This window comes from Marinomonas ushuaiensis DSM 15871 (assembly GCF_000521805.1).
Classification (GTDB): domain Bacteria; phylum Pseudomonadota; class Gammaproteobacteria; order Pseudomonadales; family Marinomonadaceae; genus Marinomonas; species Marinomonas ushuaiensis.
The window spans coordinates 87822-111043 of sequence record NZ_JAMB01000005.1 but is presented as its reverse complement, the minus strand read 5'-3'; the positions used below and the strand labels follow the sequence as shown (position 1 = coordinate 111043).

The 23222-nt window shown below is 40.7% G+C and carries 22 protein-coding genes; 11 read left to right on the top strand and 11 right to left on the bottom strand.

Annotation, left to right across the window (positions count from 1 at the left end):
- Window positions 1-61: 61 nt before the first annotated feature.
- Together MUS1_RS07440 and MUS1_RS07435 are read left to right on the top strand one after the other, a co-directional pair.
- Entirely contained in the window at window positions 62-1081 is a 1020-nt protein-coding gene (locus MUS1_RS07440; protein ID WP_036160734.1) for a 2-hydroxyacid dehydrogenase, read from the top strand.
- A 162-nt stretch (window positions 1082-1243) separates the two neighbouring features.
- Entirely contained in the window at window positions 1244-2098 is an 855-nt protein-coding gene (locus MUS1_RS07435) for an inositol monophosphatase family protein (RefSeq protein WP_036160732.1), read from the top strand.
- A 127-nt stretch (window positions 2099-2225) separates the two neighbouring features.
- Here MUS1_RS07435 and MUS1_RS16240 read toward each other — a convergent pair whose 3' ends face one another.
- The 6 genes from MUS1_RS16240 to MUS1_RS07405 all read right to left on the bottom strand — a co-directional run bounded on the left by MUS1_RS16240 (window position 2226) and on the right by MUS1_RS07405 (window position 8075).
- On the bottom strand, window positions 2226-2420 hold the full coding sequence (locus MUS1_RS16240; RefSeq protein ID WP_245595773.1) for a PhnE/PtxC family ABC transporter permease: 195 nt from the start codon (window positions 2418-2420) through the stop codon (window positions 2226-2228).
- Window positions 2421-2692: 272 nt separating this feature from the next.
- Window positions 2693-3736, bottom strand: coding sequence for a lipid A deacylase LpxR family protein (locus tag MUS1_RS07425; protein WP_051436167.1), 1044 nt, complete (start codon window positions 3734-3736; stop codon window positions 2693-2695).
- A 200-nt stretch (window positions 3737-3936) separates the two neighbouring features.
- Window positions 3937-5313: a short-chain fatty acid transporter gene (locus MUS1_RS07420; RefSeq protein ID WP_036160730.1), complete on the bottom strand. Its 1377-nt coding sequence runs from the start codon at window positions 5311-5313 to the stop codon at window positions 3937-3939.
- A gap of 144 nt (window positions 5314-5457) precedes the next feature.
- A complete protein-coding gene (locus MUS1_RS07415; RefSeq protein ID WP_036160727.1) occupies window positions 5458-6633 on the bottom strand; it encodes an acetyl-CoA C-acetyltransferase in 1176 nt (391 codons plus the stop codon).
- A gap of 61 nt (window positions 6634-6694) precedes the next feature.
- Window positions 6695-7354 carry a CoA transferase subunit B gene (locus tag MUS1_RS07410; protein ID WP_036160726.1) on the bottom strand — a complete coding sequence of 220 codons (660 nt, stop codon included), beginning with the start codon at window positions 7352-7354 and terminating at the stop codon, window positions 6695-6697.
- Between the two features lie 16 nt (window positions 7355-7370).
- Window positions 7371-8075 carry a CoA transferase subunit A gene (locus tag MUS1_RS07405; RefSeq protein WP_036160725.1) on the bottom strand — a complete coding sequence of 235 codons (705 nt, stop codon included), beginning with the start codon at window positions 8073-8075 and terminating at the stop codon, window positions 7371-7373.
- 98 nt (window positions 8076-8173) lie between these two features.
- Between MUS1_RS07405 and MUS1_RS07400 the strand changes: the two genes are divergently transcribed.
- Window positions 8174-9055 carry a LysR family transcriptional regulator gene (locus MUS1_RS07400; RefSeq protein ID WP_036160723.1) on the top strand — a complete coding sequence of 294 codons (882 nt, stop codon included), beginning with the start codon at window positions 8174-8176 and terminating at the stop codon, window positions 9053-9055.
- Window positions 9056-9183: 128 nt separating this feature from the next.
- Window positions 9184-10386, top strand: coding sequence for a bifunctional alpha/beta hydrolase/OsmC family protein (locus tag MUS1_RS07395; RefSeq protein ID WP_036160720.1), 1203 nt, complete (start codon window positions 9184-9186; stop codon window positions 10384-10386).
- Between the two features lie 311 nt (window positions 10387-10697).
- Here MUS1_RS07395 and MUS1_RS07390 read toward each other — a convergent pair whose 3' ends face one another.
- Complete coding sequence (locus tag MUS1_RS07390; protein WP_051436166.1) at window positions 10698-12245, bottom strand: AbgT family transporter; 1548 nt, start codon at window positions 12243-12245, stop codon at window positions 10698-10700.
- The gene (locus MUS1_RS07385) at window positions 12242-13408 is read right to left on the bottom strand and encodes a M20 metallopeptidase family protein (RefSeq protein ID WP_036160719.1); all 1167 of its coding nucleotides are present in this window, start codon (window positions 13406-13408) and stop codon (window positions 12242-12244) included. Before MUS1_RS07385 ends, MUS1_RS07390 begins: the two co-directional genes overlap by 4 nt.
- Before the next feature lie 483 nt (window positions 13409-13891).
- Here MUS1_RS07385 and MUS1_RS07380 point away from each other — a divergent pair, with 483 nt between their 5' ends.
- A complete protein-coding gene (locus MUS1_RS07380) occupies window positions 13892-14821 on the top strand; it encodes a LysR family transcriptional regulator (protein WP_036160717.1) in 930 nt (309 codons plus the stop codon).
- A gap of 21 nt (window positions 14822-14842) precedes the next feature.
- On the opposite strand, the gene MUS1_RS07375 is transcribed toward MUS1_RS07380, so the two are convergent.
- Together MUS1_RS07375 and MUS1_RS07370 are read right to left on the bottom strand one after the other, a co-directional pair.
- The gene (locus tag MUS1_RS07375; RefSeq protein WP_036160716.1) at window positions 14843-15724 is read right to left on the bottom strand and encodes a DMT family transporter; all 882 of its coding nucleotides are present in this window, start codon (window positions 15722-15724) and stop codon (window positions 14843-14845) included.
- Window positions 15725-15897: 173 nt separating this feature from the next.
- Window positions 15898-16827: a histone deacetylase family protein gene (locus MUS1_RS07370; RefSeq protein WP_036160714.1), complete on the bottom strand. Its 930-nt coding sequence runs from the start codon at window positions 16825-16827 to the stop codon at window positions 15898-15900.
- Window positions 16828-16951: 124 nt separating this feature from the next.
- Here MUS1_RS07370 and MUS1_RS07365 point away from each other — a divergent pair, with 124 nt between their 5' ends.
- Together MUS1_RS07365 and MUS1_RS15665 are read left to right on the top strand one after the other, a co-directional pair.
- Window positions 16952-17410, top strand: coding sequence for an EVE domain-containing protein (locus MUS1_RS07365; RefSeq protein ID WP_036160712.1), 459 nt, complete (start codon window positions 16952-16954; stop codon window positions 17408-17410).
- A 54-nt stretch (window positions 17411-17464) separates the two neighbouring features.
- Window positions 17465-18487 carry an OmpA family protein gene (locus MUS1_RS15665; RefSeq protein WP_051436165.1) on the top strand — a complete coding sequence of 341 codons (1023 nt, stop codon included), beginning with the start codon at window positions 17465-17467 and terminating at the stop codon, window positions 18485-18487.
- Here the strand turns inward: MUS1_RS15665 and MUS1_RS07355 are convergent.
- A complete protein-coding gene (locus tag MUS1_RS07355) occupies window positions 18484-19194 on the bottom strand; it encodes a hypothetical protein (protein WP_245595772.1) in 711 nt (236 codons plus the stop codon). The genes MUS1_RS15665 and MUS1_RS07355 overlap by 4 nt on opposite strands.
- Window positions 19195-19395: 201 nt before the next feature.
- On the opposite strand from MUS1_RS07355, the gene miaB reads away from it, so the two are divergent.
- From miaB to MUS1_RS07335, 4 genes are read left to right on the top strand one after another with little or no spacing between them, the layout of a single operon-like run.
- Entirely contained in the window at window positions 19396-20751 is a 1356-nt protein-coding gene (gene miaB / locus MUS1_RS07350) for a tRNA (N6-isopentenyl adenosine(37)-C2)-methylthiotransferase MiaB (RefSeq protein ID WP_036160710.1), read from the top strand.
- A gap of 47 nt (window positions 20752-20798) precedes the next feature.
- A complete protein-coding gene (locus tag MUS1_RS07345; protein ID WP_051436164.1) occupies window positions 20799-21878 on the top strand; it encodes a PhoH family protein in 1080 nt (359 codons plus the stop codon).
- Window positions 21878-22342, top strand: a complete 465-nt coding sequence (ybeY, locus tag MUS1_RS07340) for an rRNA maturation RNase YbeY (protein WP_036160709.1) — start codon at window positions 21878-21880, stop codon at window positions 22340-22342. Before MUS1_RS07345 ends, ybeY begins: the two co-directional genes overlap by 1 nt.
- A 12-nt stretch (window positions 22343-22354) precedes the next feature.
- Window positions 22355-23221 carry a CorC family transporter gene (locus MUS1_RS07335; protein WP_036160707.1) on the top strand — a complete coding sequence of 289 codons (867 nt, stop codon included), beginning with the start codon at window positions 22355-22357 and terminating at the stop codon, window positions 23219-23221.
- Window position 23222 lies beyond the last annotated feature (1 nt).

Genomic DNA, 23222 nt, shown 5'->3' with positions numbered 1-23222 from the left:
AAAAAATATTTTTTGGGTTATAACTAGGGATCACTTCTAACCAAACGACAGGAACTCGTTTATGAAAGTTGCCGTTTTTTCTTGTAAGCCTTATGACAAAAGAACTCTCTCCGCCCATGCTAAAAAAAATTCAATAGAAGGTAATGCCATAGATAGTGCCGCTCTATCAATGTCCTACTTTGAGAGCCGATTAAGTATGGAAACCATTAGCCTGGTAAAAGGTTTTGATGCCGTTTCTTGCTTTGTTAATGACGATGTTAATGCAGAAGTAATTCATTGTTTGAAGCAACAAGGCGTCAATACCATTGCTCTACGCTGTGCAGGGTTTAATAACGTAGATTTAGTAGCCGCAAAAAAAGAAGGCATAAAAGTCTTTCACGTACCAGATTACAGCCCAACTTCTGTAGCTGAACATGCTGTCGCGCTTATTATGACTCTTAACAGAAAAACGCACAGAGCCTACCATAGAGTCAAAGAAGGCAACTTTGCCTTAGAAGGACTGCTTGGTTTTAATCTGGAAGGAAGAACAGTTGGCTGCATTGGCACAGGACGAATTGGTTCTGCATTTTGTCGAATCATGAAAGGTTTTGGCTGTAAGGTACTTTGTTACGACCTATACCCATCACAAGAATTGATTGATCAAGGTTGTGAATACCTTTCATTGGATGAACTCTACCAACAAAGCGACATTATTAGCTTACATTGCCCATTGAATGAATCCACTCATCATTTAATCGATAAAAACAGTCTGGCAAAAATGAAAGACGGCGTGATGATCATCAACACCAGTCGTGGCGCATTGGTTCACGCTCAAGAAGCCATTGATGCTCTGTACAGCAAAAAAATTGGTTACTTAGGATTGGATGTTTATGAGCAAGAAAATGAAATTTTCTTTGAAGATATGTCTTCTCATATTATCCAAGACAGTGTTTTTCAGCTTATGCTCACCTTCCCAAATGTTGTCGTAACGGGTCACCAAGGTTACTTCACAGATGAAGCGTTAAATCACATTGCTGAGACAACCATAGACAATCTACTTCACCACCAAAATGAAAAAAGCTACACACGACAACTCGCATAGTTTTTACTTTGTAACGTAAACCAAGGCAACAACGATAAAGACACCTAGTACTTCATTAGGTGTCTTTTTTAATTTTCCTCACTTAAAACAACATCAACAAATTGTCATCTTCATCGCGTATAATTTAATCAAGTTTGAAACAATAGAAGGAATGACAGCATAATGAATCTCGACAAAGTCTCTCAAGATCGACTCATTGACATCGTTCGCCGTGCAGGACAAGACATTGTCATGCCAAACTTTCGACAACTTAACAGCGAAGACGTAGAAACAAAAAGCAGTTTAAGCGACCTTGTCACCATTGCCGATAAAGCTTGTGAAGTATTTATAACGAAAGAAATTCAACTCCACTTTCCCGATTGGGCCATTGTTGGAGAAGAAGCCACCGCCGATGATGCCTCCACCACAGACAAAATAGACAACACAGATACATGCGTCATCATCGACCCAATCGACGGTACATGGAACTACGCCCACGGCTTATCCGATTTTGGCATTATTCTCGCTGTCGTTGTGAAAGGCGAAACTCGTTTTGGCCTACTTTATGATCCAGTAAACGATGATTGGATTTATGCAAACAAAGGTGACGGTGCTTTTTTCCAGCGTACGTCCTTAGAAGAAAGAGGCCAACAAAAAATTCCTACGCAAGCACCGCTTGCCTTACACATTAAGCCAGAAGCGAATATGGAAAGACTGGCTGGTATCATGTCGATACACGCTTACATGGGCGAAAAACAACAGGACTTTGCTATCAAAGCAACCCACTTTTCTCGCATCAACAACCTGCCGTCTTGTCCGGCATATCGTCAACTTTCTTTGGGAAATTTTCACTTCAGTCTCACCTACAAAATGCTCCCATGGGACCACGCTGCTGGCGTTCTTATTTATACAGAAACCGGTGGTGTTTGCAGATTACTAGACGGCACAGAATACCGACCAGCTATGTTGGACGGAGAAATGCTCGCCGCGCAGTCAGAAGCACAATGGCAAGCTATCGCAGAACATTTTAGGAAGTAGTTTTGTTCATAATGATGCAGTAATAAGAAACATGCATAGTAAAGAAGTGGAAGTGAAAGGCCTAACTGTTATGTTACATCAGATTAACAACATTAAATTCACAGCTCGGACTTTCACTTAGGCATTATCAAATAAATAAACTTCTAACTTTGGCAGACACGAATTCAGATAACACCACTGTTGCTAATATCACTACAATAATCAAGGTCACTTGTGACCAAGCAAATACGTTCAATGAAGACGATAAAAACAAACCAATTCCGCCTGCACCGACAAGCCCCAAGATAGTCGATTCCCTGATATTTATATCCCATCTAAACATAGTAATACCAAGAAATGCCGGTAATATTTGCGAAATAATCGCGTAATCGATCATTTGAAAACGAGAAGTGCCAGTAGATTCAATTGCTTAAACACTCGTTTCATTAATCTCCTCGATACTTTCATAAAGAAGTTTAGCGACAAAGCCAATCGATCTTGTAATGGTCAAGTAATTCTGTAGGACTTCTATATCCCTTTATAACCACAAAAAAAATGCATTTTCTAATGCTGACAATGCATTACAGTTACCAAAAAAACATTGCCGTTGAACAACTACATCGCCCATGCAAATGTGAGTGTTCCATAGCTATTAAACTCGTCTAAATTACGATCAGCATTTTTATTTTCATTAAATGAAAAAGGTGTATTAATTGCGAACGCAAGAGAACCCTCACCCCAAGAATAAGTAACACCTAATGCGAATATATTGGTGTTGTGATCATAATCAACCGATCGACTATCTCTGAATGTATTACCATCTGTATAGATTTGGTTAAAGTTGTATTTCAACGCTAAGCCCGAGTAGAAAAACCACCCCCCATTTACCGCAATCGGGTTGGATGTTCTTGAGTCGGCAAATAGTACCGTAGCATAAGAGTCTCTAAGATTTTCACCATAACGAATAATAGCTGCCGTGCTAACACCGCTTTTGATTGTGCCAAGACTACCGTTTACGCCTAACAATATATCGGCATTGCCCCTGTCAGAAACCCACTGCCGCCATGTTCGACCACGAGATAACTCAAATACCAATTCATTATTTAATTGAGTGCCCCAACCCTGCGGGTCTTGCGCAGAAATAACCGAATGAATGGCTTTTTGGCTCTCTTCGCCTAATGCAAGCGGACCGACAATACCTAACGTTGTGCTTGCTCTGTCGGCATAATCTGCTCCAACCGTAATATAGGTATTGGTAAAGCTGATGACTGCGGAATAAGGTAAATCTGATTCAGAAGGAACTGTTTGAGAAATATCATAAGGCGTTGTTAATGTTTGACCAAAACTATATACATTGACGGCTTGATCAATAGAGCGATTAGGCATACTCCACATTAATGGTTTAACCCAAACATCTGATTTTTGCTGTGATGCCACATGGTCATAAACATCGTATGTGGAAACATAAATACCATTAGTGTAACCATTATCTTTATTAACAAAAAAATCGTTATCCAATGTGGCTGACATCCAACTTACATTAGCATGAGATTCCACACCATATAGTAAAAGTAAACTTAAAAAATATTTCTTAAATCCTATTTTAAGTTCTTTATGATAGCCTTCTTTACCTCCTACCTTCTCGCCAATTTCAACCATGATATACCTACCTAATTCCACTAAAACAACAAAACGGCGGAGATTATAAGGTTTATAACTCGAGACATAGCCCAAGAAATATTGAATAACAATGGACTTATCAAGGACCAAAAATTCTTTTTTGGATAAAAAAACACCACCCAGAATAATCTGAGTAGTGTTTTTATAAACTCATTCTAATTTGAATTAGGAATTGAGGTTTAGAAGATTAAGAAACCTAATGAAATGATCACGCCAGAGCCGATCAACGCCATCAAGCAGTAACCCATTACATCTTTCGCACCAAGACCTGCAATCGCTAATGCTGGCAATGCCCAGAATGGCTGGATCATATTTGTCCAAGCATCGCCCCATGCAATCGCCATCGCTGTTTTCGCTGCATCAACGCCAAGCGCTGCACCGGCTGGCATCATGATAGGTGCTTGCACAGCCCATTGACCGCCACCAGAAGGCACGAAGAAGTTCACAATACCTGCACTTAAGAAGGTAAACAGTGGAAAGGTTGTTTCATTAGAGATAGACACGAAGCCTTGTGAAATAACACCAGCAAGAGACGTACCAGAATCACCAGTTGCCGTCATCATGCCCATAATACCTGCGTAGAATGGGAACTGAAGCAAGATACCAGAACAGTTACGAGCACCTTGTGAAATAGAAGTCAGTAAGCTTTTTGGCGTACCGTGAAGCAAGATAGCCGAGAACAAAAAGGTAAAGTTAACAATGTTCAAGTTTAATGCAAAGCCATTCGTTACAAAGTAATAAATGATATAAGCAAAACCCATTGCACCTAGTAATAAAGACAACGTACGGCTGTTTTCAAGACGCTCTGCAGGACTCATGTCTGCACGATCTTTAATAGCTTCAACCTTAGTTTCTTCCAAAATCTCCGCATCAATTGTGATCGTGTCTTGTGGTGCTGGATGCATCAAACGATTCAATAATGGAATAGTGACAAACATGACAGCTAGAATCGTCAAGTTCATTGGAGAGAAAATAGTTTCTGACGTTGGAATAGCTGCTGTTACCGCACCATTTGTCACAGTCGAAATATTCGCGCCGCCAGCAATCGATAATGGAATTGAGCCAGACAAGCCCGCATGCCAAAATAAGAAACCACTATAAGCAGAAGCAATCAGCAAGCGGTAATCTACACCTTTCACTCGTGCTGCGATTTCACGGGCAAAAATAGCCCCAACAACCAAACCAAATCCCCAGTTTACCCAACATGCCATAGCGCTGATTGCGGTTACTAGAATAATTGCTTGTCCAGGTGTTTTAGCTACCCCTGCCAACATAGCTAATTTGCTTTTAAAGGCTGGCGCACTTGCCATAGCGTGACCTGTTACCACAACCATAGCCATTTGCATCGAGAAGCTTAATAGATTCCAAAATCCACCGGCCCAAGCGTTAACCACTTGCATCGGCCCTTGACCTGTACTCGGCATCACGAATAAAAACACCGCGAAGGTAAGAATAATGGCAAAGATAAAAGGATCAGGAAGATAGCGCTGTAATAGCAGCACAAAGAACTGACTTACTTTTTGCAGACCCGTTTGTTTTTGTTCAATTGTATTCATGAGACATTCCTATTTTTATATTTCTTATTAGAAAAATAGAAAGAGAGATATTCAGAATCGGCACTTGTGGCACCAACTGAATTCCCTCTTCTATAATATGCGATTTTTAATTAACGCACTTAACGTACACTTTTTAACTATTTCTTAACGTGAAACGAGCATTGCAACGCCCATACCACCGCCAATACACAAGGTAGCAAGCCCTTTTTTAAGGTCTTGTCTTTGCATTTCATGAAGCAATGTCACCAAAATTCGACAACCTGATGCTCCGATTGGATGGCCTAACGCAACAGCGCCACCGTTAACGTTGACTTTATTGACGTCTAAACCAAGCTCTTTATTCACACATAAAGCTTGTACGGCAAAAGCTTCGTTGGCTTCAACAAGGTCTAAATCGGCAACTTGCCAATTGGCTTTTTTAAGTACTTTGTTTGTTGCTGCAATTGGTCCAGTTCCCATGACTTCAGGATCAACACCTGCAGAACTTGCCGCTTCGATAACCGCTAAAATAGGCAAGCCTAAACGATTTGCTTCTTCATCCGTGGTGACAACAACCATGGCGGCGCCATCGTTTAATGTGGATGAGTTACCAGCCGTCACACTACCCTCTTTAGTAAAAGCGGGTCGTAATTTAGCAAGTGATTCAGAGCTGGTATTAGGGCGAATTTGTTCATCGGCAGACACAATGACAGGATCACCTTTACGCTGAGGAATCGAGATTGAGAAAATTTCTTCAATAAAACGCCCTTCTGATTGAGCTTGGGCTGCTTTGTGTTGCGATTGCTCTGCAAACACATCTTGAGCAAGACGATCAATACCCCAACGGGAAGCAATATTTTCTGCTGTTTGTCCCATGTGATAGTTATTAAAGGCATCCCATAAACCGTCGCTGACCATGGTGTCCACCATAGTCCAATCACCCATTTTTTTACCAGAACGGCTATTTGGTAAAACATGTGCTGCTTGGCTCATGCTTTCCTGTCCGCCGGCAACCACCATATTTGCATCGCCATTTAGAACGGCTTGTGCAGCCAGTTGAACAGCTTTTAAACCAGAGCCACAAACCTTATTAATTGTCATAGCGGAAACATGATTGGCCAATCCAGAGTGAATAGCGGTTTGACGTGCAGGATTTTGCCCACAGCCAGCGGCTAAGACTTGGCCTAAAATGACGTCGTCAATGTGACCTTTTAAAATAGGTTGTTTGGCCAACATACCAGACAATAGTTGAGTGCCTAATTGCACAGCACTTAACGAGGATAAGGCGCCATTAAAAGCACCTATTGGGGTTCTTGCAGCAGCGACGATAACAGCTTTCATTTGATCGGCTCCTTAATGTGATTCGGTTTATTCTTTTAATTTTGAATAATAAGGCTTTATCTTAAGCAAAGACCATCTCTGGAACATGGTCTGGAACAATGAGCTTACCTTGCGTCTTTTCTATGATTTCTTCGATAGACACACCAGGCGCTCTTTCTTTCAGCACAAATGTACCATTTTCAATTTCTAACCAAGCTAAGTCTGTCAGCACTTTTTTGATACAGCCTTTGCCTGTCAGTGGCAAAGAACAATCCGCTAGTAATTTAGATTCACCAGATTTAGAAGCGTGAGTCATGGTGACAATAATGTTGTCTGCACCGGCAACTAAATCCATCGCGCCGCCCATGCCTTTCACCAATTTATTAGGAATCATCCAAGAGGCGATATTACCATTCACATCGACTTCAAATGCGCCCAGCACGGTTAAATCAACGTGACCACCACGGATCATGGCAAAAGATTCCGCCGATGAAAAAATAGAAGCGCCTTTTACCGTAGTAACCGTTTGTTTACCCGCGTTGATCATGTCTGCGTCTATGGTTTCTTCGGTAGGAAACTCGCCCATACCAAGCAAACCATTTTCGGACTGCAACATAACGTCCATATTATCTGGTACGTAATTCGCGACTAAAGTAGGAATACCGATACCCAAGTTGACGTAAAAACCGTCTTGTAATTCTTGAGCGACACGTTGCGCCATTTGTTCTCTTGTCAGTGCCATTTTAAAAACCTCTTTATTATTCTGTTGGCTTAATGGTTCTTTGTTCGATGCGTTTTTCAAACGTGCCCAATATCACTCGGTCAACATAAATGCCTGGTGTTTGGATATGAGTTGGTTCGAGTTCACCCACTTCAACAATTTCTTCTACTTCCACAACAGTAATTTTTCCTGCCGTAGCAGCAAGTGGATTGAAGTTTTGTGCGGTATGACGGTAAACAACATTGCCGTAGCGGTCTGCTTTCCAGCCTTTAACTATGGCAAAATCGCCTGTAATGGCTTCTTCGAGTAAGTATTCTCGTTCATGAAACACTTTGATCTCTTTGCCTTCGGCAACCGGTGTTCCAACGCCTGTAGCAGTATAAAAGGCAGGGATGCCAGCACCACCAGAGCGCATTTTTTCAGCTAAGGTACCTTGAGGGGTCAGTTCTACTTCTAGTTCACCATCGAGCAATTGTTTTTCGAATAAGGCGTTTTCACCTACATAAGACGAGATCATTTTTCGGATTTGCTTATCTTCTAGCAAAATCCCTAAGCCAAAGCCATCAACGCCGCAGTTGTTAGAAACCACAGTGAGCCCTTTGGTGCCTTTGCGCTTAATTTCGCCAATCAGGTTCTCTGGAATACCACATAAGCCGAATCCACCAGCAAGAACGGTCATACCGTCTTCTAGTCCAGCCATGGCTTCCTCATACGAGGCGACCACTTTGTCAAAACCTGCCATTACCCTTCTCCTAATTATTATTGTGATGGTGGTTCAGTTTGACTCAAGGAGATAAATTAATTAAATTTGTTTTTTATATTTATTGATAAGTTTTTCAAATGAATGTTAAGCAAGTTAAGGCCTTCCTTGCCGTCGCCCAATCTATGAGCTTCGCCAATGCCGCCAATCAACTCCATCTATCCCAACCAGCATTGAGCTTGTCGATAAAGAGTTTAGAAGAAAATTTAGGTGGAAAATTACTGACACGAACCACTCGAAGCATTGCCCTTACCCCAGAAGGCGAAGCATTGGTGTCGATTGCTAGGCGGCTGCTTGCTCAGTGGGAAAATGCAGAAGATGAGATGAAGCAACGTTTTGCTTTGCAACTTGGCAAAATCACCATTGCTTCTATGCCTTCTTTTGCCGCGTCGCTGCTGCCAAAAGCCATTCGTAATTATCATGCATCCTACCCTCATATTCAGGTGGCGATTGATGATGTGCTATCTGATGTGGTGGTTGAAATGGTGCGTAATAATCAAGTAGAGCTAGGGATTTCATTTGAGCCTGTCGGCTTGCTAGAGCTGGCATTTTACCCATTATACGACGATCGATTTATTGCGATTCTACCGAAAGGTCACCCTTTAGAAATACACGAAAACATTACATGGGAAGCATTGTTAGAATACAATTTCATCACCCTACAACGCCCCTCCAGTGTTCGCACCATGATAGAAAAGACACTTAATGACGCTAACATAGAGTTAAATGTCGCCTTTGACGCACATCAGCTTGCGACGGTTGGGCGAATGGTCAGCGAAGGCATGGGCGTGGCAGTTGTTCCTGCCCTTTGCCGTCAACAAACCACAGAACAAGGGGCGATTTGTCGCCCTGTCGTGGAGCCAGAAATACATCGTCGTGTCGGTGTGATTTGCCAACCTAGATCAAACTTATCCATCGCCGCTGCCGCCATGCTGGATGTACTCATCGAAACCTATGCCTAATATAATCGGCTGAAAATTCTAGTTTCTTATTTAGTTTTCCTGCCTGCACCGCCAATTTTCAGCCATACTGAAATAATTAAGAGCATGAATTTACTTTCATAAAAATTACGTTGTTGGAGGAATGCGCTATGCGCCAAAAAATAGAATTTACCAGTGGTAACCACACGCTCAGTGGATTATTAGAAACACCGGAATCAGATATTAAATTTTACGCCCTATTCGCTCACTGCTTTACGTGCGGTAAAGACGTGGCTGCTGCTTCTCGGATTAGTCGAGCATTAATGGAGAAAGGCATTGCCGTTTTACGTTTTGATTTTACAGGTCTAGGCAACAGTGATGGAGATTTTGCTAATACAAATTTCTCCTCAAACATTCAAGATTTAATCGCGGCCGCTGATTTTTTACGTGACGAATATGAAGCGCCAAAATTGTTGATTGGCCATAGTTTAGGCGGTGCAGCAGTATTGGGTGTTGCTCAAAAAGTACCTGAGTCTGTTGCTGTTGTGACGATAGGCTCACCGTCTGATGCAGCTCATGTCGCACATAACTTTTCAGCTCACATTGACGATATCAAAGAGAAAGGTGAAGCAGAAGTAAGTCTTGCCGGTCGTCGCTTTAAAATACAAAAGCAGTTTTTAGACGATATTAACAATTATGGTAACAGCCATATTAGCAAACTTAAGAAAGCGCTATTAGTTATGCATTCACCAATAGACAGCATAGTTAAAATTACAGAAGCAGAAAAAATTTACCAAGCCGCAATGCACCCTAAAAGCTTCGTTAGTTTAGATGATGCCGATCATTTACTCAGTGACAAAAGCGATGCTGAATACGCTGCCAACGTAATTGCAGCATGGGCAAGCCGATATGCACCAAGCGATGAAAGCAGCTATCAAAGCACAGTAGCGAAAGGTCATGTTTTAGTCGAAGAAAAAGATCATAAGTTTGCTCAGCACGTTAGTACGTCAAGTCACTATTGGTTAGCTGACGAACCTGTAAACGTAGGTGGTAAAAACTCTGGACCCGATCCTTACGATCACGTACTTGCTGGTTTAGGTGCCTGTACCGCCATGACGTTAAGAATGTACGCTGAACGCAAAAATTTGCCAGTTGAACACATTAAGGTAGAACTGACCCATACACGCAATTACAAAGACGATTGCGATAATTGTGAACAACAAAACGGTATGGAAGCGATTGTTCGTAACATTAGCTTCACTGGTGATTTAGATAAACAACAAAAAGCACGTTTCTTAGAAATCGCCGATAAATGCCCTGTCCACAAAACACTGCACAGTAATGTTGTTGTGATAAGCAAGCTAATCGAATAATTTCTTAGATTTCATCGTAATAAGTTGAGAAGCAAAGATGCAAAATTGGGGAATAAATTTTTAAAAAGCGAAGAAAGAGCACAACATTCTAACCCTGTTAGTCCCAAGAAAAGCAGGAAAAACGAAAGTGGATGCCACGTACAAACTGGTTGGCAACACACTAGAACTCGTCATCGACGGCGAAAGCGTCACGATCGAGTTGTAATATTTCGCAAGAGATTAAATTTAGCCAAGAGTAAAAATAAGAAAAGCCACTTCACTAATAAATGTGAAGTGGCTTTTTTGTTTTTTTAAACGTATTAACTAAGGTATTAACTCGCTAGGTGCATGTATACACCAGGCCCAACAGGAAGACCTAACCATGTCCATAGCAGTAGGAATAACGTCCAGAAGACGATAAAACCAACAGATAATGGCAGCATGGTTGCCATCAATGTTCCTATGCGTAATTTAGGTTGATACAGCTGCATATAAACCAAAGCAACACTAAAATATGGACTCATAGGTGAAATAATATTCGTTGCACTATCACCGATTCGGAACATAGCTAACGTAAAAGCTGGATCTATTCCGATATTCATTAACATAGGAATAAATATTGGAGCAAACAATGCAAACTGAGCAGAGCCGGACGTCATGAAAACGTTCATCACAGCGGTCACAATAATGAAGGCAACAATTAACGAATAACCAGTGAAGCCTGTGCTTTGTAGAATTTCAGCACCTTCAAAGGCGATTAAGTTTCCGATTCCTGTCCATTTGAAATACGCAATAAACTGAGAGATAGAGAAGAATAAAACCAACGTACTAGCAAGCCCTTTTACAGAAGTTGCCATTAAATCAGGAATATCTTCTATTTTACTGATAGCCCCAGTTTTCTTCCCGTAAATTATTCCGATGCTAATAAAGTAAAAGAACAGAAAGGGAACAAAAGATTTCATGAAAGGAGATGGAATCAACCCACCATTTTCGTTACGAAATGGAGAGGCGTCTGGGTATACGATAGCAAACACTAAGCCTGCGAATAGTAACGTAAAAAGACCAACCGCTTTTAAGCCTGATTTTTCTGCATCGGTAATGGCCACATCCATTTTAGGTGCAGTGATAATCATACTAGACAGAGGGTGCAAACGATTTAATCGTGGCTCAACGATTTTATCAATAACGAATGTACCAACAACCGCCAAAACAAACACAGATGATGCGACAAAATAGTAATTATCAAGCGGAGAAACGTAGGCTTCTGGATCAATAATCCTAGCAGCATCTGTTGCAATACCGGCAAAGATGGCATCGCCAGCCGTAACAAACAAACTAGCATCATAACCCGCTCCTGCTGCTGCATAGGCAGCTGCGGCACCGGCGATAGGGTTACGTCCCATACTATGGAAAATCATAGCAACCAATGGAATCAAGATAAGGTAATTGGCATCAGACGCGATAGAACCACAAATACCCGCAACAAATACAGAAAACGTTAGTAGATGTTTGGGCGCTTTTGCCACGGTTTGACGCATTAAAGTAGAAAGCAAACCTACTTTATCCGCTAAACCAATACCCAGCATTACCACCACGATTGTGCCTAATGGTGGGAAATTGACAAAGTTCTTCACCATACTGGTGAATATATAAACAACTCCCTCGCCAGATAATAGACTACGGATAGGACTTTGATCGCCCGTTTTAGGGTTTATAGTTTGAAATCCATAATAATTTAGCACCATTGACGCGACGATCACAAAGCCAGCTAAATAAACAAATAACAAGAAAGGATGAGGCAGTTTATTACCTACACGTTCGATGGTTGCTAGAATTCTATTGTCTTTAATCGTTTCATTTTTAGGGGAGATTTCACTCATAACGTGTTTTCCTTAGATAAATATTGTTCCGCTATAGATAGGTAAACTTTTGCTGCAATTTTAATATTCTTATCGTTAAAGTCGTAATGAGCGTTATGGAGATACGCTGATTCTTCGCCATTACCAATAAAGAAATAACACCCAGGTCGCTCAGCAAGATAAAATGAAAAATCTTCTGCTCCCATCGTAGGCATATAGTCAATTTTCTCTATAGCGTCAGACACTTCATACTTTTTACACGCATCGATAACCTTATTCGTGGAAGCCTCATCATTAATAAGCGCCATGACTTCAACGTCTACATTTAAGTCACTGGTACAGCCGAATTGATTACAAGCAGAATCAAGTGCTAAACGCACACCATCAAGTAAAGCGTGTTTTGTAGGTTCGCCGTCGTATCGAATACTAAGTTTTACTTCGGTAGTATCCGCAATGACATTACTAGCATCGCCTCCGTGTATGGAAGCGACTGTAATAACACCTGAACTCAATGGCGATAATTTACGAGACACCACTGACTGCAATAACGTTACAAATGTTGATGCGGCAACAACTGGATCATTCGCCAGATGAGGCATAGCAGCGTGACCGCCTTTACCTGTTATTTTAATGCTGACAGCTGTATTACCACCCATTGCAGGGCCCGCTTTGGCAAAAACGTAGCCTTGTTTAAAACCGGGGCGATTGTGGTAGCCAAAAATAGCATCAACATAAGGAGACTCTAGAACACCGTCTTCAATCATCGCTTTTGCGCCAGCACCACCTTCTTCCGCAGGTTGGAAAATAAGTTTGATTTTGCCTTTATATCTATCTTTATTTTTCATCAAGGCTTCGGCTGCACAAAGTAAAGACGCAGTATGCCCATCATGCCCACACGCATGCATCAATCCATGATTGGTTGATTTATGGTCAAAGGTATTCTCTTCTTTGATAGGCAGTGCATCCATATCCGCCCTAAAAGCAATAGTATCTCCAGGCAAGCCCGTATCTAATAGCCCGACAACACCTGTTCCGCCAACACCCGTTGTCACTGCATAACCCAATTTGGTTAAGATCTCAGTAACAATAGAAGCGGTACGAAACTCTTCAAATTGAAGTTCGGGGAACTTATGAATGTCTTTTCGTAACAATATATATTCACTGTCATGTACTACAGAAAACACTGAACGACTCCTTTTATGATTATTATTTGAAACTTATTATTTTAGATCGATAGATTATTCGTCCGGCAGGTCTCAAATATTTCGCAATGTTAGCAACAATGAAAGACTTACTTTTCATCACTCGCACAAGACTTAAAATACTTAAACTAACCTAAATTTACGGATATCTAACTTTAATTCACCTTCATAGAAAAGCATTCGTTATCGGAGACAATATATTGATTGCGATATGCCAATACTCGATGGTTAAAAATGAATTACTTTATCTGGGAAACCTATCTACATCCCCCCTAACGCTTTAGAATTCATTATTTACGAATAAAGCCAATGTAAATTTTTTCCAGACTAAATAAAAAACAACATTAGTACCATTTTAAAAAATGCACATAAGCGTTGCCAAAAAGGCATGGGTCAGTAAAGAAAACACAATTAATAATATTTAATGAAAAACACTAAGCGGCTACGAAGAGAGGAAAATAGAATATGAAATCTGGATTGCGCCTACAGGATACTACTCTTAGATATTTTTTAGAGGTTGTTAAATATGGGTCTATCAGTAAAGCATCTGAACACCTCAATGTGGCATCTAGCGCAATAAGTAGACAAATAAATAACTTAGAAGACATAGTAGGAACCACTCTTTTTGAACGTCGACCAAGAGGAATGGTGTTAAGTGTTGCAGGGGAAATGTTAGCGACTTACGCACGTAAAAATGCATTAGAATCGAATCGTGTTATATCCAATATTGCCGCTTTAGATGGCTTAAATAGAGGTCATATTAAAATTTCTTGTTATGAAGGGTTTGCTATGGATTTTTTACCACGATGCATTTCAAAATTCCGTAAAGAACACGATGGAATAAATTTTAACGTTAACGTTAGCACGCCCGATGATATCACTAGACGTGTAATACACGATAACGCCGATATAGGCATTACGTTAAGTTATTCCCCTGCTAAAAACATTAATGTTGCTTACCAGCAACCTTCACCTATTTTCGCTTTCATGCATCCGACCCACCCTTTGGCCTCAAAAGAAGCAATCTCCTTAACGCAATTACTGCCTTACGCAATTGCCCTACCAGAAGAAAATACGACAATAAGGCAACTTTTTGATATTAGCTGTAGTCGTTTAAATCTTTTATTTGAACCTGCCCTTGTGTCTAACAACATAGCGACATTATGTCATTTCAGTATGTCTGAAGGTGGCATACATCTGGCTGGAGAAGTGACTATGCGTCACATACTTACAACAAAAAAATTAGTAGCCGTCCCTATTCGAGATAAAGGGATGGGGATCCGAAACATTGAAATACAAACGCTATCAGGTAAAACGCTTTCTGTAGTCGTAAAATTATTTTTGGAATATCTAATTGAAGAAATGCAGTCTGAAAAATTAAACTATGAATTATAGAGAAAGAACGAAATTAGATTATTATTTGCGTTTAAAAATCATTCTAACTTGCGACCAGCGACTTACTATCATTGCAACGAAGATTAAGAAACAGCCAAACACTTGCCCTATTCCCATTATTTCATTAAACCAAACCACGGCAAAAATAGCAGCCCATACAGGCTCTAAATTCATGATCACTGCACCATGGCTCACTGGCGCTAAACTCATGGCGTACATTTGTAATAAATAACGCAAGCTCGTTGATATCAAGGCACTGGCTAGTATCCAACCAAAGATATCCAAACTAATAAGCTGAGGAACACCTTCCACAGCCAAAGACACCGTCAACAGCAAAACACCTGCTGTTGTTAACTGAACACTGGTTAGCACTAAGGCGTGCATACTGACTAAAAAGCGTGACAATAAGTTAAGCTGTAACGCGACACAGAGTGCTGTACCTAAAAAATACAAATGGGCAATTTCAAAATCCAACCCATTACCTAAAGCCAAAAAGCCTAAACCAAGAACAGCAAAAGGCAACGCAACCCAAATGCTCATCGGAGGTCGATCACCAAACATGAGTCGACCAATAAATGGGACAAACACCACGCCTAAACAAGTAATAAAGGCGCCCACCCCAAGATTAGAACTTTGATGAAGCCCCATCACCCAAAGTAACATGGCAAAGGCCATAACCACACCAATTGAAATGACAGGTTTGATATCACGCCACTTAACGCCACGAAAATACTTTCTCCCAATCAACAGCAAGGCAACACCACCGATAGAAAATCGCATTGCAATAAAGAATAAAGGAGGCATACCAGCTAAGGATTCTTTTGAAAAAATCCAACCTAGCCCCGCTAAAATAGTCACCAAAACTAAAATGAGTTCGGCTTTAAAAGCAAATTCCTGCTTCAAAGTATTTCCTTAATAATGAGTAATCTAATGAGATTTGATAAATGCATCTTTTATGGTTCGATTTTGAGTGTACCTTTTATTTGTTTAAAATATTGGGTACTCCTGAATTTAGGCTAAAGAAAACACCTGACTCTTTTTAAATTTAGATTTAGATTTAGATTTAACGAATAGTGCTACTTTATAAACCTCGCCTTCCAGATTTGATTTGCTGCTTGATGAAGCAAACTGTGTCGCCAAGCCACCTTCTCTTCCTGTCTATCGTAACCACCGCCAATAACACAAGCGATAGGTAAATTGAGCGTAGCGCAAGTTTCTATGATGTATTTATCTCGTTTAAAAATGCCTTCATCGGTAAGGTTCACATAACCAAGCCGATCCTCTTTGTGAACATCAACACCAGCATCGTAAAAAATAAAGTCTGGTTGGTGCTCTTTCAAAATATCAGGCAAGGTGCGTTGTAGAATATCAAGGTAAGTTTTGTCTTCTGCGCCTTTGGGGATCGCAATATTAATGCCTGCTGTTTGCTTTATTGATGGATAGTTCTCTTCACAATGCCAAGACACAGGGATAATGTCTGCCCTGCCCTCACAAAAAGCAATCGTGCCATCACCTTGATGTACATCACAGTCTAATATTAAGATTTTTTTCGCCTTCTCTGTGTTGATCAAATGAAAAGCGGCAACAGCAAGATCATTAAAAATGCAAAAACCTGCACCATGACTTGGTTGTGCATGGTGTGTGCCACCAGCAAGATGACAAGCTAAACCATACTTTAGAGCAAGCTCACTGGTTAGTATGGTCCCAGATACCGCTCGCAACGTTCTCTCTACTAACCATTCAGACCAAGGCAAACCTATATCTCTTTCTTCTTGAGTCGTCAATTCGCCACGAATAAAGCGCTGCACATAACCTTTATCATGCACTGCCATGAGAGTAGTAAGAGACAATGGCTCAGGTTGATAGGTATTTTCATCCGTTAAAATTCCCTGCTCTTTTAATGTTTCGAAAAGCAAATGAAATTTACCCATGGGGAAACGGTGCCCATCTGGAAAAGGGATGCTGTAGTTAGAATGGAATACCAATGGTAATAAAGTTGAGTTCATACAACAGACACTTAAACCTTGAGAAAAATTTTAAAAAATATCATGCTACCAAGAGTTACTGACTTTTTGCTACTAACACTTTCACATCGTAAAAATAAACACGCCATTATAAAAAGAGAATGTAATGCCTAATTATTGGTTAATGAAATCAGAACCCGACGCGTTTTCAATTGACGATTTGAAGGAAAAAAGGCAATCCCCCTGGGATGGCGTAAGAAACTATCAGGCCCGAAATTTGATGAAAACAATGGAAGAAGGTGACCTAGTATTTTTTTATCACTCTAGTTGCTCACCCGCTGGCATAGTCGGCACTGCAAAAGTCTGCAAAAAGGCGTATGCTGATTACACTAGCTGGGATAAAAACAGTGCTTACTTTGACTCCAAATCGACACCTGAAAACCCACGCTGGTTTATGGTAGACATTGAATTTATCGAAAAATGGTCAGAGATACTCACATTAGCCGAACTAAAAAACATGCCAGAATTAGAAAACATGCTACTTACCAAAAAAGGCTCTCGACTTTCTGTTATGCCTGTTACAAAAAGTGAATGGAAATTCATTACATTAATATTGAAAAAATAGTCCTAAAAAATGTAAGATTGATTATATTCATACAATAACTAAGGAGTTGGTTAAATGAAAATAAGACTAGCAAGGATAGCTATCATTACTTTTAGTTTATGTAGCAATATTGCTGCAAGCCAATCGCTTTACCCTGAAATTTTAGCGCAGTCTTTAAAAGACACAGACTCAGACGGCGTAATAAATGCACGGGACATCTGTGAAAATACGCCACTAGGAAGCGAAGTTGACTACCATGGCTGTCAGCTAACCACTCTCAATTTCTACAACTTTAATTTTGACGTTCGATTTGATTCTGGACAATCCAATCTGAAACCTGAGTTTCATTCTAAACTAGAGAATCTTGCTTCATTTCTAAAAAACACGCCAGAAACCACCCTATTAATCGAAGGTCACACGGACAATATCGGGGCAGAAAATTACAATCTAAGTTTATCTAAAAAGCGCGCAGAATCTATCGCTAACACACTAATTTCTGTCTTTAACATTTCACCTGATCGCATTAAATCTTTCGGCTTTGGTGAACAGTACCCTTTAGCGTCCAACGAAACTGAAGCTGGTCGACAAGCCAATCGCCGAGTTACAGGAGAAATAGTAAAGCCACTTGACCCTTTAATCCAAGGTATATACAAGAACAAAGACCGTCCTTATATTAACAATAATAAAATCATCATTCCTTTTGATAGCAACCAATATACCGCATCAAAACATAACACTTTGGTCATACAAGAACTAGGTGAGTTTCTCCAAAAAGAATCAGGGACGTTACTTGTTATCGAAGGTCATACTGATATAACAGGAAGCGAAACTCTAAACATAAAACTATCCATAGAACGTGCGCAAATCATTGCCAACATACTTCATACTCAACACTCCGTTCCATACAAAAGGTTAAAAGTTCTAGGCTACGGTTCAAACTTTCCCATTACTTCGAATACGACTGCAGAAGGAAGAAAACAAAATCGCCGAGTAAGTATTGAAGTTGTAACAAGGTTCCAGCTCCAAAAACCAATCACAATATCAAAATGGACCATTTGGAATCTAGATGAAGTAGACGGGAAAACTGAAGAATACTAGTTATATTCCCTTTCTCTTCGCTTTAATGACACGGCATAGTCAAAATAGTATTGCACAATCACACCAAGATAATCGTAATCATCACTGCTTCTCGCTATCACACCAACACTCCCCATTTGATCGTATTTCTTAGGCTGAAAATAGGTTTCTAAACGCCAGCCAACTTCTTGATCATTATATTTTTCTTGATATAGGGAAATACGTTGATCATTATCAAGATAGTAACTTACGCCGACTCGTGAGCTGGTGATATTACTTAAGGTCGATTCATTAGAAATATAATTGGTCGTCAATGTAAAAGAATCCAAAAACATCTCGCCCATTAGCTGAGCAGTCACTTCACGGTCAGAATCTAAACTCTCGTCCATTGGCTCTATTTCACTTATACCAAGGCCAAAACCAAGACGACCAAATTCATTACGAACAAACCAGTTTGAAGAAAATTCCGACTGCGCGAAGCTGCTGATTGCAGAGCCTGTCACCAAATAATTACTGTTTAATAGTATTTGAGTAGAAAGGTATTGGTTGATGGGAATGTTGATTTTAAAATCAAGATTCATTAAAGATTTTTCATTCAGAAGACCATAACCCAACCCAACGGCAAAGTTAGGATTCTCCTCAACAGCATAAAGACTACCACTTACAGTCATTAAGGCTGTCGTCATGACAGCAGAGAAAGAAATATAAACACAGGGAAAAACGGTCAAAACGCACTCACACTAAATGAATTATATGGCTATTGTGACTACTCTTTATCAAAAGCTCCAGTAAGAAAATTATTACTATTCCCTTACTTTTTCAATTTAAAGTACAGGGAATTCGTAACACCTCTGGGATTCGAGAGCAAAGCCCAATATAATAGCTCCAAAGTCGATTAGACGAACTCTTTTTTTAGGTTTATAAGTTACATGGCAAAAAAACTCTTTATCCAAACTCATGGCTGCCAAATGAACGAATACGATTCTTCTCGTATGGCAGATTTACTTGGCGACAGTCATGAAATGGAATTAACAGACAACGCGGAAGAAGCAGACGTATTGCTGCTAAACACCTGCTCAATTCGTGAAAAAGCACAAGACAAGGTGTATCACCAGCTTGGACGTTGGAGAAAGCTCAAAGAAAAAAATCCTGACTTAGTGATTGGTGTCGGCGGTTGCGTAGCAAGTCAAGAAGGTGATGCGATACGTAAACGAGCCAAACACGTAGATATGATTTTCGGGCCGCAGACTTTGCATAAATTACCAGAAATGGTCAATGCAGCCGCTAAACACATTCCGATTACAGATGTGACGTTTCCAGAAATTGAAAAGTTCGACCACCTTCCCGCTCCTCGTGTTGAAGGGGCTGAAGCATTTGTGTCTATTATGGAAGGTTGCAGTAAATACTGTACTTTTTGTGTTGTGCCTTATACTCGTGGCGAAGAAGTTAGTCGCCCATTCGACAGTATTCTTGTTGAAGTTGCACAACTTGCAGAACAAGGCGTACGTGAAATCCATTTATTAGGACAAAACGTAAATGCGTATCGTGGAGAAAGTCCAGAAGGCGATGAAACAGACCTTGCGGACATTATTCATGCTGTAGCGCAAATGGATGGCATTGAACGTATTCGCTTCACCACATCACACCCTGTTGAATTTACTGACAGCCTGATCGAAGCATTCCGTACTGAACCTAAATTGGTAAGCCACCTTCATTTACCTGTTCAAAGTGGCGCAGACAATATCCTAAGTGCAATGAAGCGAGGCCACGACCGCCAATATTACATTGATAAAATCAATCGTATTAAAGCGGCTCGACCAGGAATCAGTCTGTCTTCCGATTTTATTATTGGTTTCCCAGGTGAAACGGATGAAGACTTCATGGATACCATGAACTTGATCCAAGAGATTGGCTTTGATCACTCATTCAGTTTTGTTTATAGCCAACGCCCTGGTACTCCAGCGTCTGATTTAGAAGACGACACGCCTGATGACGTTAAGAAACAACGCTTGGCTATTTTACAGCGCCGTATCAGCCAGCAAGCTTATGACATTAGCTTAGCTATGGTAGGCGAAGTGAAACGTATCTTGATCAGCGGCTATTCGCCTCGTGATCCTGGTCAACTTCAAGGCCGAACAGAAAATAATCGAATCGTAAATTTCCGCGCATTCGACCCTCAATTGATTGGCAAATTTGCAGACGTTGTCATCACAGACTCTTACACAAACTCTCTACTAGGTGAGTTGATTAGCTCTGAACTCGACACTGACTTTACACTTCAGTAAGCGTTGCACTTAACTCAGCTTTATATGTAAACAGACAAAGGTAACTCTTGGAAATCACACAGACAACTCAACAAATTCGTTTAGTCCCTGCCGAAGCTGAAGCTTTGGTTGGTCTATGCGGTCAATTAGATGAGAACATCAAGCTAATCGAAAAAAGGCTGGATGTTATCATTCGATATCGTGCCGATTTATTCGACATATCCGGTGATGATGCAGAACACGTTGCAGCCACAAAAATACTGCTGGTAAACCTTTACCGTGAATCTTTGGCAAAGACTCAAATTACTCCAGAAATGATTCACCTATACCTTCAAGAATCTGCGATTGAGTCTTTAGCGAGTAGTAAAAAAGCCAAACACGATCAGCTTACTATAAAAACTCGCAAAGCCTTCATCAAGCCAAAGGGTGACAACCAACAAGGTTATGTGAAGCAAATCCGTAAACACGATATTAACTTTGGTATTGGTCCTGCGGGTACTGGTAAAACGTATTTGGCGGTTGCTTGCGCAGTTGAAGCATTAGAAGCGGATCGAGTAGAACGCATTATGTTAGTTCGTCCTGCGGTTGAAGCAGGTGAAAAACTGGGCTTTTTACCGGGTGATTTGTCTCAAAAAATCGACCCTTATCTACGCCCTCTTTATGATGCCTTGTATGAAATGCTTGGTTTTGAGTTAGTCGATAAGCTGATTGAGAAAAACGTCATTGAAATCGCACCACTTGCCTTCATGCGTGGTCGAACATTAAACAATGCATTTATCATTCTTGATGAAAGTCAAAACACGACGAGAGAGCAAATGAAGATGTTCTTAACGCGTATTGGTTTTGGCTCAACAGCGGTCATTACGGGTGACACAACTCAAGTAGACTTACCTCGCGGCACGTCTTCTGGCTTAGCTCATGCAATGCATGTATTGAAAGGCGTCAGCGGCATTAGTATGACGATGTTCAGCTCTTCCGATGTCGTTCGTCATCCCATCGTCCAACGCATTGTTGAAGCTTACGATCGTTTCGATATTGAAGAAGAAACAGAAAAAAAAGCCCGCTCTGAAGCTCGCCGCGCTGCACAAGCCGAGCAAAACTCACCAATAGTAAAAACGACGCTAGAGAATACGGCAGGAGAACAATAATGCCGCATTTGGAGCTGGACCTACAAATTGCAACAGAAGCCGTTAATCATTTACCTAGTGAAGCGGATTTCAGGCTTTGGGTTGAGAAAGCCTTACCTACTGTTGGAGAAGAGTTTGAAGTCACCATTCGTATCGTTGATGAAGAAGAAAGCCACGCGCTCAATCACGAGTACAGAGGCAAAGACAAATCAACTAATGTTCTTTCTTTTCCTTTTGAGGCACCACCGGGCTTAGACCTGCCATTATTGGGCGATCTAGTCATCTGCACTCAAGTTGTAGAGAAAGAAGCAAAAGAGCAAAAAAAAGAATTACTTCATCATTGGGCACATATGACGATTCATGGCATCTTGCATTTACGCGGATATGACCATATAAATGACGATGAAGCAGATGAAATGGAAGCGATTGAAACAAAATTGCTTGCTTCCTTAGCTATTTCCGATCCCTATTTGATAAAAGAGTGAGTTAACACCCTAATGAGCGATGACCGATCGAGTGTATCCAACGATCAACAAAAATCTTGGTTTGAGCGTTTAACACACGCCTTTAATGATGAACCACAAAACCGTGGTGATATTGTTAAATTCCTAGAAGCTGCCGTAAAATCCGACATTATAGATCGTGATGCCTTTACGATTGTAGAAGGTGCGTTAGAAGTATCTGAAGTACAAGCTCGTGATATCATGATTCCACCATCCCAAATGGTGATCATCAAATCTGAGGATGACCCTAAAACCTCACTCCGAAAAGTTATTGACTCTTCTCATTCACGCTTCCCTGTTGTTGGCGAAGATTCAGACGAAATTCTTGGCGTTTTATTAGCAAAAGACCTTCTTCCGCTTTTATTCAAAGACGGCGACATCACAATAGACGATATTTTAGCGCGTCTGCGCCCTGCTAACTTTATTCCCGAAAGTAAACGCTTAAACGTGTTGCTTAATGATTTTAGAACTAAGCGTTATCACATGGCGCTCGTCTTAGACGAATACGGCAGTGTTTCTGGCTTAGTAACCATTGAAGATGTACTTGAACAAATCGTTGGTGAAATTGAAGACGAGACGGACAAGCTAGACAATGAGGGCATTCAAATCACTCAAGAACCTGGCGTTTATCTTGTGCCTGCACTATGCACAATTGAAGACTTTAATGAGTTCTTTAAAGTCGAACTAAACGAAGAAGAGTTCGACACTATTGGCGGCATTCTCGTCCAACAATTTGGCCATGTACCGTTACGTGATGAAGAGTTGCTCTTTAGTGACTTTCATTTCCGTATTATTAAATCGGATGGACGACGCGTCAAAACAATTCAGGTATCGAAATCACCACAAGAATCAACAGATTAAT

Excerpts from the sequence above, each read along its gene's own strand:
- MUS1_RS07440 (WP_036160734.1), top strand. The coding sequence starts at position 62 with ATGAAAGTTGCCGTTTTTTCTTGTAAGCCTTATGACAAAAGAACTCTC.
- MUS1_RS07435 (WP_036160732.1), top strand. The coding sequence starts at position 1,244 with ATGAATCTCGACAAAGTCTCTCAAGATCGACTCATTGACATCGTTCGC.
- MUS1_RS16240 (WP_245595773.1), bottom strand. The coding sequence starts at position 2,420 with ATGTTTAGATGGGATATAAATATCAGGGAATCGACTATCTTGGGGCTT.
- MUS1_RS07425 (WP_051436167.1), bottom strand. The coding sequence starts at position 3,736 with ATGGTTGAAATTGGCGAGAAGGTAGGAGGTAAAGAAGGCTATCATAAA.
- MUS1_RS07420 (WP_036160730.1), bottom strand. The coding sequence starts at position 5,313 with ATGAATACAATTGAACAAAAACAAACGGGTCTGCAAAAAGTAAGTCAG.
- MUS1_RS07415 (WP_036160727.1), bottom strand. The coding sequence starts at position 6,633 with ATGAAAGCTGTTATCGTCGCTGCTGCAAGAACCCCAATAGGTGCTTTT.
- MUS1_RS07410 (WP_036160726.1), bottom strand. The coding sequence starts at position 7,354 with ATGGCACTGACAAGAGAACAAATGGCGCAACGTGTCGCTCAAGAATTA.
- MUS1_RS07405 (WP_036160725.1), bottom strand. The coding sequence starts at position 8,075 with ATGGCAGGTTTTGACAAAGTGGTCGCCTCGTATGAGGAAGCCATGGCT.
- MUS1_RS07400 (WP_036160723.1), top strand. The coding sequence starts at position 8,174 with ATGAATGTTAAGCAAGTTAAGGCCTTCCTTGCCGTCGCCCAATCTATG.
- MUS1_RS07395 (WP_036160720.1), top strand. The coding sequence starts at position 9,184 with ATGCGCCAAAAAATAGAATTTACCAGTGGTAACCACACGCTCAGTGGA.
- MUS1_RS07390 (WP_051436166.1), bottom strand. The coding sequence starts at position 12,245 with ATGAGTGAAATCTCCCCTAAAAATGAAACGATTAAAGACAATAGAATT.
- MUS1_RS07380 (WP_036160717.1), top strand. The coding sequence starts at position 13,892 with ATGAAATCTGGATTGCGCCTACAGGATACTACTCTTAGATATTTTTTA.
- MUS1_RS07370 (WP_036160714.1), bottom strand. The coding sequence starts at position 16,827 with ATGAACTCAACTTTATTACCATTGGTATTCCATTCTAACTACAGCATC.
- MUS1_RS07365 (WP_036160712.1), top strand. The coding sequence starts at position 16,952 with ATGCCTAATTATTGGTTAATGAAATCAGAACCCGACGCGTTTTCAATT.
- MUS1_RS15665 (WP_051436165.1), top strand. The coding sequence starts at position 17,465 with ATGAAAATAAGACTAGCAAGGATAGCTATCATTACTTTTAGTTTATGT.
- miaB (WP_036160710.1), top strand. The coding sequence starts at position 19,396 with ATGGCAAAAAAACTCTTTATCCAAACTCATGGCTGCCAAATGAACGAA.
- ybeY (WP_036160709.1), top strand. The coding sequence starts at position 21,878 with ATGCCGCATTTGGAGCTGGACCTACAAATTGCAACAGAAGCCGTTAAT.
- MUS1_RS07335 (WP_036160707.1), top strand. The coding sequence starts at position 22,355 with ATGAGCGATGACCGATCGAGTGTATCCAACGATCAACAAAAATCTTGG.